The organism is Anaerolineae bacterium (genome assembly GCA_014360855.1).
Classification (GTDB): domain Bacteria; phylum Chloroflexota; class Anaerolineae; order JACIWP01; family JACIWP01; genus JACIWP01.
On record JACIWP010000352.1, the window covers coordinates 1 to 557 of the forward strand.

General features: G+C 68.2%; 1 pseudogene (running past one end of the window). It reads right to left on the bottom strand.

Annotated elements, in window-relative coordinates:
• Nucleotides 1–557, bottom strand: a pseudogene (locus H5T60_13865) (glutamate mutase L); it runs 1,685 nt beyond the window's last position.

Consider the following 557-nt stretch of genomic DNA (forward strand, 5'->3'; position numbering starts at 1 on the left):
CTTGATCAGCAGGGGGGTGGCCGGCGTGTCCACCAGCACCTTCAGCACCCCATAAGAGGAGGGGCCGGCACCCCATGCGCCGCGCAAATAGGCGCCCCGCACTTCCATCACGGCGCCAATGCCCGGACGCACATGCACCACCCGGCCGCGCGCCAGCGCGCGCACGTCCTGGCTCTCCCCCTGCTCCTCGATCAACAGCCGGCCGGCCTGATACGCGGCCACCATGCCGGTCGCCGGTGCCTTGCACACCCGCCGGAAAAGACCCAGGCCGCCCTTGCTGACGGCGAGGAACTCCCCCTTCTCCACGATGTCGCCCGGGTGCTTCTGGAGGGCCTTCTCGGCCTCTTCGGGCGAGAGGCCCAACTGCCTGGCCACATCCACAAGGTGCCAGCGGGGCCGTGGGTGACAGCGCCCGATCAGGTCTTCCGCGCTCACCAACTCGCCGGGCTTGACCAGCACCTGGCCCTGTCGGGGAAGCAGGCGCTCTTTGCGGATGGTCACGCGACGATAGATTCTGCATTCGGCAGGATAGAACATGGCATCCCTCTCGTCCTCGG